At 75.6% G+C, this 13,623-nt stretch carries 13 protein-coding genes; 6 read left to right on the top strand and 7 right to left on the bottom strand.

The genetic code is table 11. The annotated features are described in order from the left end of the window. The first annotated feature begins 261 nt into the window (after positions 1–261). Positions 262–1,014, top strand: a complete 753-nt coding sequence (locus ABZ881_RS04675; RefSeq protein WP_358481815.1) for a histidine kinase — start codon at positions 262–264, stop codon at positions 1,012–1,014. Next, the gene (locus ABZ881_RS04680) at positions 1,005–1,658 is read left to right on the top strand and encodes a response regulator transcription factor (RefSeq protein WP_358481817.1); all 654 of its coding nucleotides are present in this window, start codon (positions 1,005–1,007) and stop codon (positions 1,656–1,658) included. Before ABZ881_RS04675 ends, ABZ881_RS04680 begins: the two co-directional genes overlap by 10 nt. Positions 1,659–1,662: 4 nt before the next feature. Here the strand turns inward: ABZ881_RS04680 and hisB are convergent, their stop codons facing one another. The 3 genes from hisB to hisD are packed head-to-tail and all read right to left on the bottom strand — an operon-like array spanning position 1,663 to position 4,705. After that, complete coding sequence (gene hisB / locus ABZ881_RS04685; RefSeq protein ID WP_344018928.1) at positions 1,663–2,262, bottom strand: imidazoleglycerol-phosphate dehydratase HisB; 600 nt, start codon at positions 2,260–2,262, stop codon at positions 1,663–1,665. Further along, positions 2,259–3,383, bottom strand: coding sequence for a histidinol-phosphate transaminase (locus ABZ881_RS04690; RefSeq protein WP_358481819.1), 1,125 nt, complete (start codon positions 3,381–3,383; stop codon positions 2,259–2,261). Before ABZ881_RS04690 ends, hisB begins: the two co-directional genes overlap by 4 nt. Then, positions 3,380–4,705 carry a histidinol dehydrogenase gene (hisD, locus tag ABZ881_RS04695; RefSeq protein ID WP_358481821.1) on the bottom strand — a complete coding sequence of 442 codons (1,326 nt, stop codon included), beginning with the start codon at positions 4,703–4,705 and terminating at the stop codon, positions 3,380–3,382. The genes ABZ881_RS04690 and hisD overlap by 4 nt, the downstream gene beginning before the upstream one ends. A gap of 172 nt (positions 4,706–4,877) precedes the next feature. Between hisD and ABZ881_RS04700 the strand changes: the two genes are divergently transcribed. Both ABZ881_RS04700 and ABZ881_RS04705 read left to right on the top strand, forming a co-directional pair. Further along, positions 4,878–5,468, top strand: a complete 591-nt coding sequence (locus ABZ881_RS04700) for a Uma2 family endonuclease (protein ID WP_358481822.1) — start codon at positions 4,878–4,880, stop codon at positions 5,466–5,468. A gap of 71 nt (positions 5,469–5,539) precedes the next feature. Next, a complete protein-coding gene (locus tag ABZ881_RS04705) occupies positions 5,540–6,736 on the top strand; it encodes a winged helix DNA-binding domain-containing protein (RefSeq protein ID WP_358481823.1) in 1,197 nt (398 codons plus the stop codon). Between the two features lie 92 nt (positions 6,737–6,828). Here the strand turns inward: ABZ881_RS04705 and nadC are convergent, their stop codons facing one another. From nadC to nadA, 3 genes are read right to left on the bottom strand one after another with little or no spacing between them, the layout of a single operon-like run. Next, positions 6,829–7,779, bottom strand: coding sequence for a carboxylating nicotinate-nucleotide diphosphorylase (gene nadC, locus ABZ881_RS04710; RefSeq protein WP_358481825.1), 951 nt, complete (start codon positions 7,777–7,779; stop codon positions 6,829–6,831). After that, entirely contained in the window at positions 7,776–9,362 is a 1,587-nt protein-coding gene (locus ABZ881_RS04715) for an L-aspartate oxidase (protein WP_358481827.1), read from the bottom strand. Before ABZ881_RS04715 ends, nadC begins: the two co-directional genes overlap by 4 nt. Beyond that, positions 9,359–10,357: a quinolinate synthase NadA gene (gene nadA, locus ABZ881_RS04720; protein ID WP_358481829.1), complete on the bottom strand. Its 999-nt coding sequence runs from the start codon at positions 10,355–10,357 to the stop codon at positions 9,359–9,361. The genes ABZ881_RS04715 and nadA overlap by 4 nt, the downstream gene beginning before the upstream one ends. A 165-nt stretch (positions 10,358–10,522) precedes the next feature. On the opposite strand from nadA, the gene ABZ881_RS04725 reads away from it, so the two are divergent. Both ABZ881_RS04725 and ABZ881_RS04730 read left to right on the top strand, forming a co-directional pair. Further along, positions 10,523–11,251: an NUDIX domain-containing protein gene (locus tag ABZ881_RS04725; protein WP_344018912.1), complete on the top strand. Its 729-nt coding sequence runs from the start codon at positions 10,523–10,525 to the stop codon at positions 11,249–11,251. Positions 11,252–11,255: 4 nt separating this feature from the next. Next, complete coding sequence (locus ABZ881_RS04730) at positions 11,256–11,939, top strand: LON peptidase substrate-binding domain-containing protein (protein WP_358481831.1); 684 nt, start codon at positions 11,256–11,258, stop codon at positions 11,937–11,939. Here ABZ881_RS04730 and ABZ881_RS04735 read toward each other — a convergent pair. Then, positions 11,932–13,572, bottom strand: coding sequence for an ABC-F family ATP-binding cassette domain-containing protein (locus tag ABZ881_RS04735; protein WP_358481832.1), 1,641 nt, complete (start codon positions 13,570–13,572; stop codon positions 11,932–11,934). The genes ABZ881_RS04730 and ABZ881_RS04735 overlap by 8 nt on opposite strands. Between the last annotated feature and the right edge of the window lie 51 nt (positions 13,573–13,623).

Below are 13,623 nucleotides of genomic sequence, written 5' to 3' on the forward strand. Positions count from 1 at the left end.
CAGGACGTCGCCCATCGGCGCACCGATCCTCTCGATCCGGCTCAGATCCGGGCTCCGGCCCACGGTGCGAACGCGGACAGCGACCGGGTACTCCGACGGTCCTTCAGCGCCACCGTCCGGAGGACGTCGAGTGCCTGTGGATGGTATCGAGTGATCTGCGGCGATGATCGCCGGTCCCCATCGTCGTCCGGGCCGAGCTGTCGGCAGCACCCGGCCCGCCATCGTGTCCACCACTCGCGGTGGACGCCGTCGGGACCGACGGTGCAGGACCGCCAGCAGCTGCGTGTGCTGCTGCTGGTCGCCGCACCGTGGACGGTCACCGCGTGGGCCGGGGCCCGGGCCGCCCTCACCCGCACGGTGCTCGGTCCCCGCGGCACCGAGCTGGGCGAGGGGCTCGCCGACGTCGCGACCACCCGGGCCCGGCTGGTCGGGGCGTTCGAGACCGAGCGGGCCCGGATCGAACGGGACCTGCACGACGGCGCCCAGCAGCGGTTGGTCGCGCTGGGGGTGTCGCTGGGACTGGCCCGGCTCGACGTGGCGGACGGCTCGGCCCCGGCGGCCCGGCTGGACGACGCCCGCGAACAGCTCGGCCTGGCGCTCGGTGAGCTGCGCGACCTGGTCCGCGGCCTGGACCCACGGATGCTCACCGACCACGGCCTCGCCGCCGCCGTCACGGACCGGACGCGGCGCTGCCCGGTGCCCGTCCGGGCCGACCTGCAGCTGCCCGACCGGCTGCCCCCGCAGGTCGCCACGACCGTGTACTTCGTGCTCACCGAGGCGCTCACCAACATCGCCCGGCACAGTGGCGCCCGCTCGGCCTCGGTGTCCGGCCGGACGCACGCCGACCAGGTGATCCTCGAGATCCGCGACGACGGCCGGGGCGGTGCCGATCCGGCCACCGGCTCGGGCCTGGACGGGCTGGCCGAACGGGTCGAGCTGGCCGGAGGCCGGTTCCGGCTGTCCAGCCCGGCGGGCGGGCCGACGCTGCTGCGGGTGGAGCTGCCGTGCGGGTGACCGTCGCCGAGGACGCCGTGCTCATGCGCGAGGGTCTGGTCGCGCTGCTGGAGCGGTTCGGGCACACCGTGCTCGCCGCCGTCGGCGACGCCCCCGCCCTGCTCGGCGCGGTCCGCCGGGACCGCCCGGACCTGGTGCTCACCGACGTGCGGATGCCAGCCGGGGACAGCGACAGCGGGCTGCGTGCGGCGATCACGCTGCGCACCGAGGATCCGGCGCTGCCGGTGCTGGTGCTCTCCCAGTACGTGCAACCGGTCGCCGCGGAGGCGCTGCTCGACACCGGCGGGGGGACGGGGGTCGGCTACCTGTTGAAGGACCGGGTGGCCGACGTGACCGGCTTCGCGGCGGCCGCGGCGCAGGTCGCCGGCGGCGGGACGGTGCTGGATCCGGAGGTCGTGCACCGGCTGGTCGGACGGCGGCGGGACCCGGTGGCCCGGCTGTCCCCGCGCGAGCGGGAGGTGCTGGACCTGATGGCCCAGGGCCGGTCGAACGGCGAGATCGCGGAGGCGCTCGTGCTGTCCGGCGCCGCGGTGGGCAAGCACGTCCGGTCGGTGTTCACCAAGCTGGACCTGCCCGCCGAGACCGGTGGGCACCGCCGGGTGCTGGCGGTGCTGGCCTGGCTGCGGTCCGGCGGACCGGAGTGACCCGCTACAGCGCACCCTTGGTCGACGGCACCCCGCTGACCCGCGGGTCGGGCTCGGTCGCCGCGCGCAGCGCTCGGGCGACGGCCTTGAACTCGGCCTCGGTGATGTGGTGCGGGTCCCGCCCGTCGAGCACCCGCACGTGCAGCGCGAGGTGCCCGTGGAAGGCCAGCGACTCGAACACGTGCTTGTTCAGCACGGTCGGGTAGTGCCCGCCGACGACGAAGCCGCGCATCATCTCCGGCTCGCCGGTGCACACCGTGTACGGCCGCCCGGACACATCGACGACGGCGTGCGCCAGCGCCTCGTCCATCGGGATCCAGGCGTCGCCGAACCGGCGGATGCCCGTCTTGTCCCCGAGCGCCTGCCGGATCGCCTGGCCGAGCACGATCGCGACGTCCTCGACGGTGTGGTGCGAGTCGATCTCGATGTCGCCCGAGGCCTGCACCGACAGGTCGAACGACCCGTGCTTGCCGAACGCGTCCAGCATGTGGTCGTAGAACGGGACCTTGGTGTCGATGTCGGTCGTCCCGGTGCCGTCGAGGTCGATCTCGACGACGATCCGGGTCTCCTTGGTGACGCGTTCGACGCGGCCCACTCTGCTCACAACAGCTCCTTGACGGCGAGGTCGCCTGCAACCTGCAGGAAGACGTCGTTCTCCTCGGGGGTTCCGATGGTGACCCGCAACCGCTCTGGGATACCCACGTCGCGGATCAGCACACCCTGCTCGAGGAAGCCCTTCCAGGCCCGGCCGGCGTCGGCGAACCGGCCGAACAGCACGAAGTTGGCGTCGGACCCGATCACGTCGTACCCGGCGGCGGCCAGCTCCGCCGAGACCCGGTCCCGCTCGGCGGCCAGCAGCGCGACCGAGCCGAGGGTCGCGTCGGCGTGCCGCAGCGCGGCCCGCGCGGACGCCTGGGCCAGCACCGACAGGTGGTAGGGCAGCCGGACCAGCTGGACGGCGTCGACGACCGCGGGTGCGGCGGCGAGGTAGCCGAGCCGGCCGCCGGCGAAGGCGAACGCCTTGCTCATGGTGCGCGAGACGACGAGCTTGTGCCCGTGGCTCGCCAGCAGCGTGGTGGCGCTGGGCCGCCCGGTGGCCTCGGCGAACTCGGCGTAGGCCTCGTCGACGATGACCAGCCCGGGTGCGGCGTCGACCAGGCGGGCCAGGTCGGCGGGGGCGATCGACTGCCCGGTCGGGTTGTTCGGGCTGGTGACGAACGTGATGTCCGGCGCCTGCCGGCGGACGGTGCTGATCGCGTCGTCGATGTCGATCGAGAAGTCGGCCCGGCGCGGGACCGGCACGAACTCGGTCTGCGTGCCCGAGGAGATGATCGGGTGCATGGAGTAGCTGGGCACGAACCCGAGCGCGCTGCGCCCCGGCCCGCCGAACGCCTGCAGGAGCTGCTGCAGGATCTCGTTCGAGCCGTTCGCGGCCCACAGGTTCCGCTCGGTCAGCGCGACCCCGGTCTGCCGGGTCAGGTAGGCGGCGAGATCGGCGCGCAGGGCGACCGCGTCCCGGTCCGGGTAGCGGTGCAGCTCGCGGGCCGCCTCCTCACAGGCGGCGCCGACGTCGGCGACCAGATCGGGCGGCGGCGGGTACGGGTTCTCGTTGGTGTTGAGCCGGACGGCGACGTCGAGCTGCGGCGCCCCGTACGGGCTCTTACCGCGCAGGTCGTCGCGCAGCGGCAGGTCATCGAGCCGGACGCCGTCCCCGGGGGTGCTCATGCGCCGCCCTCGAACCGGGCGGTGACGGCCTCGCCGTGCGCGGGCAGGTCCTCGGCGTTCGCCAGGGTGACGACGCGGTCGGCGACCTCGCGCAGCGCCTCGGCGGTGTAGTCGACGACGTGCACCCCGCGCAGGAACGTCGAGGTCGACAGGCCGCCGGAGTGCCGGGCGCAGCCGCCGGTGGGCAGCACGTGGTTCGATCCGGCGCAGTAGTCGCCCAGCGACACCGGCGAGTAGGCGCCGACGAAGATCGCCCCGGCGTTGCGGACCCGGGCGGCGACCGCGGCCGCGTCGGCGGTCTGGATCTCCAGGTGCTCCGCGGCGTAGGCGTCGACGACGGCGAGCCCGTCGTCGATCGACCGGACCAGGATGACCCCGGACTGCGGACCGGTGAGCGCGGTGCGGACCCGCTCGCCGTGCTTGGTCGCACCGACCCGGGTCTCCAGCTCGGCCTCGACCCGGGCGACCAGCTCCTCGGACGTGGTGACCAGCACCGACGCCGCGTTCGGGTCGTGCTCGGCCTGCGAGACCAGGTCGGCGGCGACGTGCCCGGCGTCGGCCGTGTCGTCGGCCAGGATCGCGATCTCGGTGGTGCCCGCCTCGGCGTCGATCCCGACGACGCCGCGCAGCATCCGCTTCGCGGCGGTGACGTAGACGTTGCCCGGGCCGGTGACCATGTCGACCGGCTCCAGCTCGCCGCCGTCGGTGTCGGTGCCGCCGTGGGCGAGCAGCGCGACGCACTGCGCACCGCCGACCGCCCACACCTCGTCGACGCCGAGCAGCGCCGCCGCGGCCAGGATCGTCGGGTGCGGGAGGCCGCCGAACTCGGCCTGCGCCGGGGACGCCACGACCAGCGACTCGACGCCCGCGGCCTGCGCCGGGACCACGTTCATGATCACGCTCGACGGGTAGACGGCGAGCCCGCCCGGCGCGTACAGCCCGACCCGGCGGACCGGGACGAACCGCTCGGTGACGGTGCCGCCCGGCACCACCCGGGTGACGACGTCGGCCCGGCGCTGCTCGAGGTGCACCACCCGGGCCCGCTCGATCGAGGTCTCCAGCGCCGCACGGACGGCCGGGTCGAGATCGCGCAGCGCACCGGCGAGCGCGGCCGCCGGCACCCGCACCGACTCCGGGCGGACCTTGTCGAACCGCTCGGTGGCCTCCAGCGCGGCCTCGGCGCCACGCTCCCGCACGGCATCGACCAGCGGTCGCACGGCGGCGAGCGCACCGTCGATGTCCAGCTCTGCGCGCGGCATCGTCGCGCGCAGGACGGCGGGCCGGGGTAACGCGTCGGGTCGCAGGTCGAGACGACGGAGCATGGTCCCCAGGGTACGGCGGGGGTCCGACAGGAACGCGACCCGGCGGTGAGCACGGGCTCCGCCGCCGGAACCGCCGCCTGTGTCCCCATCGGATCCGTGTCCGCACCGGAGCTGTCGTACCCCCGGTCGATGCTGCCACCATGGACCCCGACGCCACGGAGGTGAGCAGCCGATGGCCGCACCCGCCTACGACCCGCAGCCGGACGCGCCCGAGCACTGGTCCGAGGAGAGCTTCCTCGAGCTGCCCGACGACCGGCGCCGGATCGAGCTGCTCGACGGGGGGCTCCTCGTGAGCCCCAGCCCGGGCAGCCCGCACCAGAAGCTGTCGTCGCGGCTCTGGTACCTGTTCGAACGGGCCCGCCCGGACGATCTCGACGTGTTCGAGGCGGTGAACGTGCGGCTCGGGCCGGACCGGATCCTCATCCCGGATCTCGCGGTGGTCGATGCCGGGCCCGGCATCGACCCGGATGCGGTGGTGTGGGAGGCCCGGCACGTCCGGCTCGTGGTCGAGATCGACCGGGCGAACCGGCGGCGCACCGAGGACCAGGTGAAACCCGCGCTGTACGCGGCCGCCGGGATCGGGCACCTGCTGCGGATCGACCTCACCGCGGCCGGGCCGGACGCCACCGGCTACGCGCTGCACGAGGGCCGCTGGGTGGAGACCGCCCGGGCCCGTCCCGGCGAGGACCTGGTGCTCGACGCCCCGGTGCCGCTCACCACGAACCTGGCCGCGCTGCTGGCCGCGCGCCGGCTCCCCGACTGACGGCTGTGAGATGCCGGTTGAGATGCCGGCTGTGGGATGACTGTCGGTACCCCGTGGCACCCTTTCCGGCCATGCGCACCGGTGAGCCCGTCCGGCACGTCGACGACGCCGAGCGCCGGGCCCGGCTGACGATCCGGCACCGGCTGGCGCCGCACGCCCGCACCGACGACGTGGTGGCCGTCGCCGACGACCTGGTCGCGCTGCACTCCACCGATCCGGTCACCGTCTACCTGTCGGCGGCGGCGCGGATGCGCTCCCCCACCCTTGAACCGGTCTCGGCCGCGCTGTACGACGAGCGCACCCTGCTCCGCCACCACGCGATGCGCCGCACGCTGTGGGTGTTCGGGCACCGGCACGCCGCGCTGGCCCACCACGCCGCCACCATTGACGTCGCCGCCGTGCAGCGGCGCGCCCTGCTGGGCGGGCTCGGCACGGCCGGGATCGCCGATCCCGCCGGGTGGTACGACTCCGCCGCCCGCGCGGTGCTCGAACTGCTGGCCGAGCGCGGCCCGACCACCGCCCGCGAGATCGGCACCGCGCTCCCGGAGCTGTCCGCGACGTCGGTGCCGATCGGCCCGGGCAGCTACCCGGCACACAGCAGGGTGCTGCTGGTCCTCGGGTTCGAGGGCCGGGTGCTGCGGGCCCGCCCGACCGGGACCTGGATCAACGGCCAGTACCGGTGGGCGGCCGCCGGGGACTGGCTGCCCGGCGGGCTCGGCGAGCCGATCGACCGGCGGGCCGCCGCGGCCGGCCTGGCCCGCGTGTACCTGCGGGCGTTCGGCCCGGCCACCCGCGACGACCTGCGCTGGTGGGCGGGCTGGACGGTGGCGACCACGAAGGCCGCGCTGGCCGACGTCGGCGCGGTCACCGTGTCGCTCGACGGCGGCGGCACCGGCCGTTTGCTGCCCGACGACGTCGACCCGGTCGGCGACCCCGGGCCCTCGGTGGCACTGCTGCCCGGCCTCGACCCGACGACGATGGGCTGGAAGGCCCGCGCCTGGTACCTCGGCCCCGAGGCGGCGCCGCTGCTGTTCGACCGCAACGGCAACGGCGGCCCGGCGATCTGGGTGGACGGGCGGATCGCCGGGAGCTGGGTGCAGCGCCCGGACGGCACGATCGCGACCCGGCTGTGCGCCGGGACCGACGTCGGCAGCGCGGCGCTCGCCGGGATCGACGCCGCCGCGCAGCGGATCCGCGAGCTGCTCGGCGACGTGCGGTTCTCGGTCCGCTATCCGGCGCCGGTCCAGCCGGAGCTGCTCGGCCGGTGATCCCGGAGCCCGCGCAACCCACCGGACCGGCTGCCCGGACGGGCCGGGCAGCCGGTGGCCGGGCGGTCCCGGGTGCGCCCGGCACCGCCCGGTCAGCCCGCGACGAGATCCAGTCCGAGGTCCAGCGCGGTCACCGAGTGCGTCAACGCACCCACGGCGAGGAAGTCGACCCCGGTCCCGGCGTAGGCGCCGGCGTTCATCAGGGCCAGCCCGCCGGAGGACTCCAGCAACGTCCGGTGCCCGGACGCGGCCGTGGCGGCGTCCCGGCGGCGGACGGCGGTCGCGGTGTCGGCCACCGTGAAGTTGTCCAGCAGCACCAGCTCGGGTGCCAGGCCGAGGACCTCGTCGAGCTGCTCCAGCGAGTCGACCTCGACCTCGCAGGGCAGGTCCGGCGCGGCGGCGCGGGCCGCGGCGAGCGCCGCGGTCACCGATCCGGCGGCGGCGACGTGGTTGTCCTTGATCAGGACTGCGTCGCCCAGCCCGAGCCGGTGGTTGACCCCGCCACCGCAGCGCACGGCGTACTTCTCCAGCAACCGCAGCCCGGGCAGCGTCTTGCGGGTGTCCCGGATCCGGGCGCCGGTGCCCTCGACGGCGTCCACCCAGGCCCGGGTAGCGGTCGCGATCCCGGAGAGGTGGCACAGCAGGTTCAGCGCGGTCCGCTCCGCGGTGAGCAGCCCCTGCACCGGCCCGTACACGACCAGCGCGGGCTCCCCGGCCCGCAGCCGGTCCCCGTCGGCGGCCGCCGAGACGACCGAGTAGCCGACCTCGTACTGCGCCTGCCCGGTGCCCGGGCCGATCCCGTCGCCGAGCACCGCGTGCAGCACCGCGTGCGCCGCGGGGAGTCCGGCGAGGACGCCGTCGGCGCGCGGGGTGAACGCGGCGTGCGCCATCGCGTCGGTGCGGACGGTGGCCCGGGTCGTCGCGTCCGGCCCGTAGCGCAGGTCCTCGGCGAGCGCGGTGCGCACCACCCGGTCGAGATCGTCCGGGTCGGGGACGCCGATCGACGCGGTCCCGCCGACGCCGGCCGCGATCCGCGCGGTCACGCCGCACCGACCAGGGCGTCGGCGACGACCACCGGCCGGCCGGAGCCGTCCAGCCGGACCGCCAGCGAGGCCCGCTGGTGGACGTCGTCGCGGTCCGGGAAGTCGGTGCGCACGTGGCAGCCGCGGGTCTCCCGGCGGGTGCCCGCCGCGGTGAGCACCGCCTGTGCGAGCAGGGTCAGCGCGGCGTCCTCCACCCCGGCGCGGGCGACCGGGACCGCCGTGACCGTGGCGGCCTCGATCGCGTCCGAGGCGGTCGCCAGCCCGGTCGCGTCCCGGCCGATGCCGGCGCAGGTGGTCATCGCCCGCTGCACCACCGCCCGGTCGGCGACCGGCAGCGCCGGAGCCGGCTCGACCGGCGCGGCCAGCGCCGCGAGCCCGCGGTCGGCCAGCACCGCACGGACCGCGCGCTCCCCCACCACCAGGCCCTCCAGCAGCGAGTTGGACGCCAGCCGGTTCGCACCGTGCAGGCCGGTGCGGGCCACCTCCCCGGCCGCGTACAGCCCGGGCACCCCGGTGCGGCCGTCGGTGTCGGCGACCACCCCGCCGCAGGCGTAGTGCGCGGCCGGGGTGACCGGGATCGGGTCGGTCGCCGGGTCGATCCCGACGGCCGCGCAGGAGGCGTGCACGGTCGGGAAGCGGCGGGCGAACCCGTCCAGCCCGGTGGCGTCCAGGTAGACGCAGTCGGTGCCGGTCTCGATCATCCGCCGGGTGATCGCGGCGGCGACGACGTCGCGCGGGGCCAGGTCGGCGCGCTCGTGCACGGCGGCCATGAAGGCGTGCCCGGTCCGGTCCCGCAGCACGGCGCCCTCGCCGCGGACGGCCTCGGTGACCAGCGGACGCCTGCCCGCGGTGTCCGAGCCGGGGCCGGACCACAGCACCGTCGGGTGGAACTGCACGAACTCCAGGTCGGACGCGGTCGCCCCGGCCCGCAGGGCGAGCGCGATCCCGTCCCCGGTGGCGGTCGTCGGGTTCGTGGTGGAGGCGTAGAGCTGGCCGTAGCCGCCGGAGGCCAGCAGCACCGCGGGGGCGCGCAGCATCCCGGTGCGGCCGTCGCCGTCCAGTACGGACAGCCCGACCACCCGGCCGGCGGCGTCGCGCAGCGCGTCCACCGCGACGTGCCCGTCGAGCACGGTCAGTCCCTCGGAGCGGGCGGCCTCGACCAGCGCGCGCTCGATCTCGGCACCGGTCGCGTCGCCGCCTGCGTGCACCACCCGCAGCGCGGAGTGGCCGCCCTCGCGGGTCCGTTCCAGGCGGGTGCCGCGGGCGTCGAACAGGGCGCCGCGCTCGCGGAGGCGGCGGACCGCGGCCGGCCCGCCGCGGACGATCGTGTCCACCGCGACCGGGTCGCACAGCCCGCCGCCTGCGGCGAGCGTGTCCGCGACGTGCGCCTCCAGACTGTCCCCGGCGATGTCGCCGAGCACCACGGCGACCCCGCCCTGGGCCCACCGGGTGGAGCCCTCGCCGATCCCGTCCTTGGTGACGACGACGGTGCGCAGCCCGGCGGCGGCCGCGTCCAGCGCGGCGGTCAGCCCGGCCACCCCGGACCCGACGACGACCAGATCGGCGCCGGCCTCCCAGGTCACTCCGCGCTCCCCGGGTTGCCGATCTCGATCATGCGCTGGACCGCGGCCCGACCGCGGGCGGCGAGATCGGGATCGACGTGCACCTCGTCGGTACCGTGCCGCACCGACCGGAGCAGCGCCTCCGGCGTGATCATCTTCATGTAGGTGCAGGAGGCCCGGTCGTTGACCGCCCGGAACTCGATCTCCGGTGCGGCCCGGCGGAGCTGGTGCAGCATGCCGACCTCGGTCGCCACCAACACCTCCTTCGCCCCGGTCGAGCGGGCGGCGTCGATCATGCCGCCGGTGGAGAGGATCTTGACCTGGCTCTCCGGGACGGCACCGGTGCCCGCCAGGTAGAGCGCCGACGTCGCGCAGCCGCACTCCGGGTGCACGAACAGGTCGGCCTCCGGGTGCGATCTCGCCTGGTCGGCGAGCTGGCGGCCGTTGATGCCGGCGTGCACGTGGCACTCGCCGGCCCAGACGTGCATGTTCTCCCGGTCGAGCACCCGGCGGACGTGCGCGCCGAGGAACTGGTCGGGCAGGAACAGCACCTCGCGGTCGCGCGGGATGGAGTCGACGACCTCGACCGCGTTCGACGAGGTGCAGCAGACGTCGGTCTCGGCCTTCACCGCCGCGGTGGTGTTCACGTAGGACACGACGACGGCGCCGGGGTGCTCGGCCTTCCACTCCTGCAACTGCTCGGCGGTGATCGAGTCGGCGAGCGAACAGCCGGCCCGCGCGTCCGGGATCAGCACGGTCTTGTCCGGGGCCAGGATCTTCGCGGTCTCCGCCATGAAGTGCACGCCGCAGAAGACGATGGTCGACGCCTCCGACGCGGCCGCGATCCGGGACAGCGCGAGCGAGTCCCCGACGTGGTCGGCGATGTCCTGGATCTCGGGCAGCTGGTAGTTGTGCGCCAGCAGGACCGCGTCCCGCCTGCGCGCCAGGGTGCGGACCTCGTCGGCCCAGGCCGGGTCGACCGCTGTCGCCCCCGGTGCCGTCAGCGTTCCGGTCATCTCGCCCTCCCGGGCCGATCAGGTTTTCGCCTAGTGAGCGGAAACTAGGCGGATCGTAGCACCGGGGCCGGGGTCCGGACACCCACGGCGTGACCGGGACCTCACCTTGTGGCTACCCGGCCGTCACCCGCCCGTGCCTCTCGAAACGCCCCCTAGGCTCCCCCCGTGACGTACCCGCCGGCCCAGCACGAGGTACTCGCCGCCGTGCTCGGCATCCGGGACGGCCGGCTGCGGGTGCTGCTGTGGCAGCGCGCGCTCGCCCCGGACGCGGGCCGCTGGTCGCTGCCCGGCGGGCGGCTGGCCGCCGACGAGGACGTCGAGAGCTCGGTCCGCCGCCAGCTCGCCGAGAAGGTCGACGTCCGGGAGATCGCGCACGTCGAGCAGCTGTCGGTGTTCTCCGACCCGCACCGCACCCCCGGACCCCGCACGATCGCGACCGCCTTCCTCGGCCTGGTGCCCTCGGACGCCGATCCGGAGCTGCCCGCGGACACCGCCTGGCACGAGATCGAGGCGCTGCCGCCGACCGCGTTCGACCACGCCGGCATCGTCGAGTCCGCCCGCGAGCGGCTCCGCGCCAAGCTGTCCTACACCAACCTCGGGTTCGCGCTCGCGCCCGCCGCGTTCACCATCTCGGCGCTGCGCGAGCACTACGTCGCCGCGCTCGGGCACCCGGTGTCGGCGACCAACCTGCAACGCGTCCTGACCCGGCGGGATCTGCTCGAGCCCACCGGCGGCACGGTGCCGCCCGGCCGGGCCGGCGGGCGTCCGGCCGCGCTGTTCCGGTTCACCGACCGCACGCTGCGGGTGACCGACGCCTTCGCGGTGCTCCGCCCGCCCGCACGCGGCGCGGCCGACCGGCGGTCGGGCGGGCCGACCGACGTCGTATTACCGTGAACCGGTGGCCGCGACGATTCCGCTGTTCCCGCTGGGGACGGTGCTGATGCCCGGCGCGGCGCTCCCGTTGCACATCTTCGAGCCCCGCTACCGGCAGCTCACCGTCGATCTCATCACCGGCACGGTGCCGGACAAGGAGTTCGGCGTCCTCGCGGTGCGCGAGGGGCACTCCCCCGACCGGTCCGGCGCGGCCGGGATGCACCGGGTCGGCTGCACCGCGGTGCTGCTCGACGCGCGCCGGCTGCCCGACGGGCGCTACGACATCGTCACCCGCGGGGGACGCCGGTTCCGGCTGCTCGACGTCGACCGGGAGAGCCGGTCCTACATGTGCGGGACCGTCGAGTTCCTGCCCGACCGCACCCCCACCGGCGGGACCGATCCGCGCCTGGTCACGATGCTGGAGGGGGCGGCGCGGGCGGCGCACCGCAGCTACTGCGGGACCGCCTGGCGGGCCGGTGACTGGTCCGAGCCGGGCGACGACACCCCCACCGCCGAGCTCGCCCACCTGCTCGCCGAGGACTGCCTGCTCCCGCTGGCCGACCGGCAGGACCTGCTCGAACAGACCGACCCGGTGCAGCGGCTGCGCGAGGTGCGCCGGCTGCTCGCCCGGGAGCGCGGGCTGCTGGACCGGCTCCGTGCGGTGCCGGCACCACAGGGGACCTTCCCGGACGAGCAGAGCCTCAACTAGCGGCCCGCAGCTCCAGCACCGGCCCCTCCCACCGCCGCCGCAACCACCGGTCGTGCGAGGTGACCAGCACCGTCCCCGGCGCCGACCCGAGCGCCTCCTCCAGCTCACCGGCGAGCCGCAGCGAGACGTGGTTGGTCGGCTCGTCGAGCAGCAGCAGGTCCGGCGCGTCGGCGATCGCCACCGCCAGCGCCAGCCGGCGCCGCTGGCCCAGGCTCAGCTCGCCGACCCGGGTGCCGTGCTCGCGCGGGTGCAGCAGGCCGAGTTCGCGCAGCGGCATCCGCTCGGCGAGGGCCGGGCCCAGAAGCGCGGCGTAGGCGTCGGCCGCGGTGCGCTCCGGCGGCCCGACGTCGGGGTCCTGGGCGAGCAGCCCGGTCCGGCGGGCCCGGACGTCCACGGTGCCCGACGACGGCGCGAGATCGGCGTTCAGCACCGCCAGCAGCGTCGACTTCCCGGACCCGTTCGGGCCGGTGACGAGCAGCCCCGATCCGGCGGGCAGGTCCAGCCTGTCGAGCCGCAGCCGGTCCGCAACGACCAGGTCGCGGACCCGCACCGCGAGGCCCCCACCGACGCTGCCGTTGCCGGTCAGCCGGCCGGCGAAGCGCAGCGGCTGCGGCGGCCTCGGCAGCGCCGCCCGCTCGGCGACCTCCAGGCGGCGCTGCGCGTCGTGCACCCGGCGGGCCCGGGTGCGCTCCACGTTCGCGCCCTTGAAGGCGTGGATGAACTTGTCGTTGTCCCGCGGGCCGCGGCCCGGGGCGATCGCGGACGTCGCGGTCCGGGCCCGCTCGCGGAGCCGCCCGATCTCCTCCTGCTGGGCGGCGAATGTCTCGGCCCAGCGCCGCCGGCTCGCCGCCCGCGCGCCCAGGTACTCGGTGAACGACCCGCCGAACCGGCGGCCGCCGTCGCCGTCGGTGCCGAGCGCGCCCGCGTCGAGATCGAACAGACCGGTGCAGACCCGGTCCAGGAACATCCGGTCGTGGCTCGCCGCGACGACCACCCCGGGCAGCTCGTTCAGCGAGCGTTCCAGCAGGTCGAGCGCTGCGTCGTCGAGGTGGTTGGTGGGTTCGTCGAGCAGCAGGCAGGCCGGGCGGCGGACCAGCGCGGCGGCCATCGCGAGCCGGGTGCGCTGCCCGCCGGACAGCGTCCCGACCGGGCGGTCCCGGTCCAGATCCGCGACGCCGAGCGCACCCGCGGTGACCTCGGCGCGGCGGTCGGCGTCCCAGGCGTCGTGCGCCACCGCCCAGGCGAGCATCCGGTCGTAGCCGGCGGCGGCGGACGGGTCGTCGACCAGCTCGGCGGCGAGGCGTTCCAGCTCGGCGACCGCGTCGTGCAGCGGGCGCAGCGCGTCGTCGAGCAGGTCACCGACGGTGCCGTCGGCGTCGAGCACCGGTTCCTGCGGCAGGTACACCAGATCGGCCGGTGCGCGGACCTGCCCGGCGTCCGGCCGCTCGACGCCGGAGAGCAGCCGCAGCAGCGTCGACTTCCCGGTGCCGTTCTCCCCGATCAGGCCGAGCCGGGTGCCGGGCGCCACGGTGAGATCGATGCCGTCGAGCACCGGTGGCCGGCCCGCCCGGGCGGCGTAGGAATGGGTCAGGCCGTGCGCGGTGAGGGCCTGGAGATCAACAGCGGAGGACACGACGACGCTCCGGGACACGGAGGACGACCGGCGGGGGCGAGAGCCACGGCC

The organism is Pseudonocardia sp. NPDC046786, from assembly GCF_040645415.1.
Lineage (GTDB): Bacteria > Actinomycetota > Actinomycetes > Mycobacteriales > Pseudonocardiaceae > Pseudonocardia > Pseudonocardia kongjuensis.

Bases quoted from the DNA above. Each gene is read 5' to 3' on its own strand.
- ABZ881_RS04690 (WP_358481819.1), bottom strand. From the start codon at position 3,383: ATGAGCACCCCCGGGGACGGCGTCCGGCTCGATGACCTGCCGCTGCGC.
- hisD (WP_358481821.1), bottom strand. From the start codon at position 4,705: ATGCTCCGTCGTCTCGACCTGCGACCCGACGCGTTACCCCGGCCCGCC.
- ABZ881_RS04700 (WP_358481822.1), top strand. From the start codon at position 4,878: ATGGCCGCACCCGCCTACGACCCGCAGCCGGACGCGCCCGAGCACTGG.
- ABZ881_RS04705 (WP_358481823.1), top strand. From the start codon at position 5,540: ATGCGCACCGGTGAGCCCGTCCGGCACGTCGACGACGCCGAGCGCCGG.
- nadA (WP_358481829.1), bottom strand. From the start codon at position 10,357: ATGACCGGAACGCTGACGGCACCGGGGGCGACAGCGGTCGACCCGGCC.